Source organism: Methylobacterium cerastii, assembly GCF_022179125.1.
GTDB classification, from domain to species: domain Bacteria; phylum Pseudomonadota; class Alphaproteobacteria; order Rhizobiales; family Beijerinckiaceae; genus Methylobacterium; species Methylobacterium cerastii.
On the sequence record NZ_BPQG01000139.1, the window covers coordinates 1 to 3,297 of the forward strand.

General features: G+C 60.3%; 7 protein-coding genes. 1 reads left to right on the top strand and 6 read right to left on the bottom strand.

Annotated features, from left to right (window positions below; all coding sequences use genetic code 11):
• A partial coding sequence (locus MFF13_RS26120) for a MucR family transcriptional regulator (RefSeq protein WP_238273381.1) occupies positions 1-235 on the top strand: 235 nt, incomplete at its 5' end.
• A 249-nt stretch (positions 236-484) separates the two neighbouring features.
• Here MFF13_RS26120 and MFF13_RS26125 read toward each other — a convergent pair.
• The 6 genes from MFF13_RS26125 to MFF13_RS26150 all read right to left on the bottom strand — a co-directional run bounded on the left by MFF13_RS26125 (position 485) and on the right by MFF13_RS26150 (position 3,052).
• The gene (locus MFF13_RS26125; RefSeq protein ID WP_238273382.1) at positions 485-745 is read right to left on the bottom strand and encodes a hypothetical protein; all 261 of its coding nucleotides are present in this window, start codon (positions 743-745) and stop codon (positions 485-487) included.
• Positions 746-808: 63 nt separating this feature from the next.
• Positions 809-1,042 carry a hypothetical protein gene (locus MFF13_RS26130; protein WP_238273383.1) on the bottom strand — a complete coding sequence of 78 codons (234 nt, stop codon included), beginning with the start codon at positions 1,040-1,042 and terminating at the stop codon, positions 809-811.
• Between the two features lie 18 nt (positions 1,043-1,060).
• Complete coding sequence (locus MFF13_RS26135; RefSeq protein ID WP_238273384.1) at positions 1,061-1,363, bottom strand: hypothetical protein; 303 nt, start codon at positions 1,361-1,363, stop codon at positions 1,061-1,063.
• 57 nt (positions 1,364-1,420) lie between these two features.
• Complete coding sequence (locus MFF13_RS26140; RefSeq protein ID WP_147752761.1) at positions 1,421-1,624, bottom strand: hypothetical protein; 204 nt, start codon at positions 1,622-1,624, stop codon at positions 1,421-1,423.
• A 32-nt stretch (positions 1,625-1,656) separates the two neighbouring features.
• A complete protein-coding gene (locus MFF13_RS26145; protein ID WP_238273385.1) occupies positions 1,657-1,929 on the bottom strand; it encodes a hypothetical protein in 273 nt (90 codons plus the stop codon).
• A gap of 649 nt (positions 1,930-2,578) precedes the next feature.
• Entirely contained in the window at positions 2,579-3,052 is a 474-nt protein-coding gene (locus MFF13_RS26150) for a VOC family protein (protein ID WP_238273386.1), read from the bottom strand.
• Positions 3,053-3,297: the final 245 nt, after the last annotated feature.

Genomic DNA, 3,297 nt, shown 5'->3' on the forward strand with positions numbered 1-3,297 from the left:
GATCCGCAAGTCGATCTCGCCCGATGCCATCATCAGCTTCGAGGACGGCAAGCCCTACAAGGCGCTGCGCCGGCATCTCACGATGAGAGGGCTGTCGCCCGAGGCCTACCGTGCCAAGTGGGGCCTCCCGGTCGACTATCCCTTTGTCTCGCCCAGCTACAGCGCGCGCCGCTCCATGATCTCCCGCACCATCGGGCAGAACCAGCGCTTGCGCTTTCAGCAAGCGGCGGAGTGATCCGAAGACCTGCTCCGCGCTTCCCGCCGACACCGCGCCGGTTTGCACTTGGCCGGCGCGGTGTCGGCAGGGTTTACTGAATCGTTTCGAGGCTGGTCAGCAGCCCGATGAGCCGGGCAAGTGCCAGGAAATCGGCATCGTTAAGCTGTTCCCCGTTTACCAGCTATAGGCCGAGATCATCACCGGTCGGCTCTACCTTCCAGCCCATTGCGCGGATAGCGACACCGGCTTCCTGAAGGAGGACGTCGCTCACGGTGCTTCCGTCGGCCCTAGCAGGATGGCGGTCCGCACCATGCCGCGCCGGAACTTCTCCGTCCGGTCCGGATCGGCCACGGCCGCGCGCGCCGGCTCGTAGGCTTTAACAGAGGCTGCAAGGTCCAGCGTGTGCCCGCTGGCGAACCGGAACAGGCTCACTGTCGCGTCCTTCATGAACACATCGACGGCAGCGTTCACCTCGTCGTCGGTGACGATCTTGACCTTGAGCAGGTCGCTGGTGATCGTGATACTCACTACCACCACTCAGAAGGCGCCATCAGTACTACAAGGCATCTGCGTCACCGTGATCGAAGGATTTCAGGGTTCGATAGGATCTATCGATGGTAGGTCGTAGCGCTCCTTGAGCTCGGCACGCCCGCTTTCGGTGATCCTGTACTCGCTGCAGTTTGTTCTCGGGTCCGTGCGACCGGTGGCGACGACCAGGCCCAGTACCTCCAGACGCCGCATGTAGGCGCTCACCTTGTAGAAGCGTGCGCCTGTCTGGGCCAACGTCTGCAGGCGGTAGAGGCTGCCTGGCGGGAGCTTGTACATCGACCGGTAGCCTTGATGTCAGCGCTGCACCGCTTCGATATCGTCCTCGTAGATCGAGTCCGGCTGGCAAGCGTGCCACTGCTTCTTCTCGTCGCCCTGGCCTTTGCGGCCCCAGCAGTAGCCAACTTGCGCCAGGCGGCCGCTCAAGCGATCGCGGAGCCGGCATTGCTCTCGGGCGACGTCGGCATCCCCTGATCCCTCGCACGCCCGCGAGGCCTTCACTTCTGCCGTCAGCAGCTCTGAAACAGTCGGCATTTGCTGCTGCGCGCCGGCACCTCCGGTGGTGACGACGAGAGCGAGGACGGCGATGGCTATGCGCATCGCGGCAGGATAGCCGCCGAGGTCTGGTTGTCGAGCATCGAAGGCTTGATCCGGCGATCACTGATCCCGAGCCGTGGTCGCCCGATCGCCTTCAAGTGGCCCCCTGGAGCCCGGGACCAAGCCGCTATCGATCAACCAGAGGGCTAGCATCGCGCCGGCGATCAGCGTGGCAAGCGATCCCAGCCTTCCGATATGCCGTCGCGTGACGAACATCACGACCAGGATGGCGAGCAAAGCTAACAGAAGCGCGAGCATCAGCATGGGCGGATCTCATTCATCGGTAGTGCGCTCGCCTACTCGACCGCTTCTGGATGCAGCGAAGGTGTGCCGCAATAACCCCGGGAGATCAGCGGACAACCATCGTGGACGCGGCGATGCATCAGCGTGCGTTTCACAACTGCGGCGTACGATCCGGCGACCGCGACGCGGCCGTGGCATGACGGACAGCGCTTTTCGGCCGTACCGTATGTCCCCTGCGCCTCAATAAGACTGACAACCAACCAGGCGCCGTCGACCTTCACTTCGCAGCGGTTCGCGTTTGGTTTGGTCATGGCCTGATCTGACACGCGGGCGCTCCTTCAACCAGTGCGCAGTGGCCACGGTTGGAAAGGCTTATGTCTGCATAAGCTGTCACACAGTGTCAGCAAGTCGGTTCAGATGACGATGATGGGCAGCGAACAGGGGTCGGCGCCTCGCACCGGTCTTGGGCCTGCGTATTCCCCAACGCGTAGGCGCAGCAGCCAGCCCTTGCAATTGCACCTTTAATTGCAATTCTACCAGAGGTTGCAATTTGGCTTCGGACCAAGGGGTGCCTCGATGTCTTCCATTTGTGCGACGCACGTCGAAAGCAATAAGCTGGACCTGTCGATGCCATTGCTAATGGCAACGGTGATCCCATATTATCTTATCTGTATCCTTTTCGTTATCTGTGCTTCACCATTTCTTCTGCTTTCTGTTCCCGTAGAATATATATTAAAAGAAAAACCAAGAGAGCACGGGAATTGCGTTGTAGCGCTTATGGCAATGTCAGTCCTAAGCACAATAATTGTGCCGACAGTGGCAATTTTCTCTTATGTGTTGTAGTTTTTGTTATAAAACGTAGTAAGTTTTTTTGATACTTATTTTCTATAGCGAGCGTCGCCGGACAGTTTTAGCGTCGCCTTCGGTGCAGCACGCGCTCGATCGAGATGGCAAGCGGTCCCCCGCCCGGCCGGATCAGAGATCTTGGACGGAGGCTGGCGGCTGCATGAACTCGATCGTCGCGCCGTCAGGGCCAACGGCGTAGATCACTCGCGTTCCAGCCCGTGCGCCGCTCGCGATCGACTGCGGAATGCCTTGAGCCTTCCAGCCGTAGGCAGCGATCCGCACCAGGATCGCGTCGATGTCATCGACAACAAGTGCCAGATGAGCGAAGCCAGGGTCGAACGGCTTAGCTGGCACGCTTGGTCGGTCCGGACCCTGATACTCTAGGAGTTCGATTGCCTGGTCCGCTAGCGAAACGATTGCCATCCGCACCTTCGCCCCATGTGCCCCGGTCACTTGACCAAGGAACTCTCCCCCCATCTCGCCTGTCCGCACAAGCCGCGCGCCAAGCCCATCGACCCAGAACCGAAGGGCCTCGTCGAGGAAGGCAACTGCGAAGCCGACATGATCGGCTCGCCGTACGTGGATGCTCATCTGTTCCATCATGAGGTACGACCTACCGGCAAACGGGCCATTCGTCTGCAACGGGTCGTGGCACGTCCTTTGGCTATGTCCGCTTCAAGGCTTCCGCTGCTCGGAAGCGGACCGACACGAAACCACCCAACCCGGCCATAGAGCATCCTCCACCACGCTGCAGTGAAGCGGACATTCCGAGGGTCTGTGAAGGGTCGGAAGCGGCCGCCGAGAATCGGTGAGATTCACCTTCTCAAGGTAAGCGCTGTTTTCAGGCC

What these genes read in the sequence shown, in the direction of transcription:
- MFF13_RS26130 (WP_238273383.1), bottom strand. Translation starts at nt 1,042, where the DNA reads ATGTACAAGCTCCCGCCAGGCAGCCTCTACCGCCTGCAGACGTTGGCC.
- MFF13_RS26135 (WP_238273384.1), bottom strand. Translation starts at nt 1,363, where the DNA reads ATGCGCATAGCCATCGCCGTCCTCGCTCTCGTCGTCACCACCGGAGGT.
- MFF13_RS26140 (WP_147752761.1), bottom strand. Translation starts at nt 1,624, where the DNA reads ATGCTGATGCTCGCGCTTCTGTTAGCTTTGCTCGCCATCCTGGTCGTG.
- MFF13_RS26150 (WP_238273386.1), bottom strand. Translation starts at nt 3,052, where the DNA reads ATGATGGAACAGATGAGCATCCACGTACGGCGAGCCGATCATGTCGGC.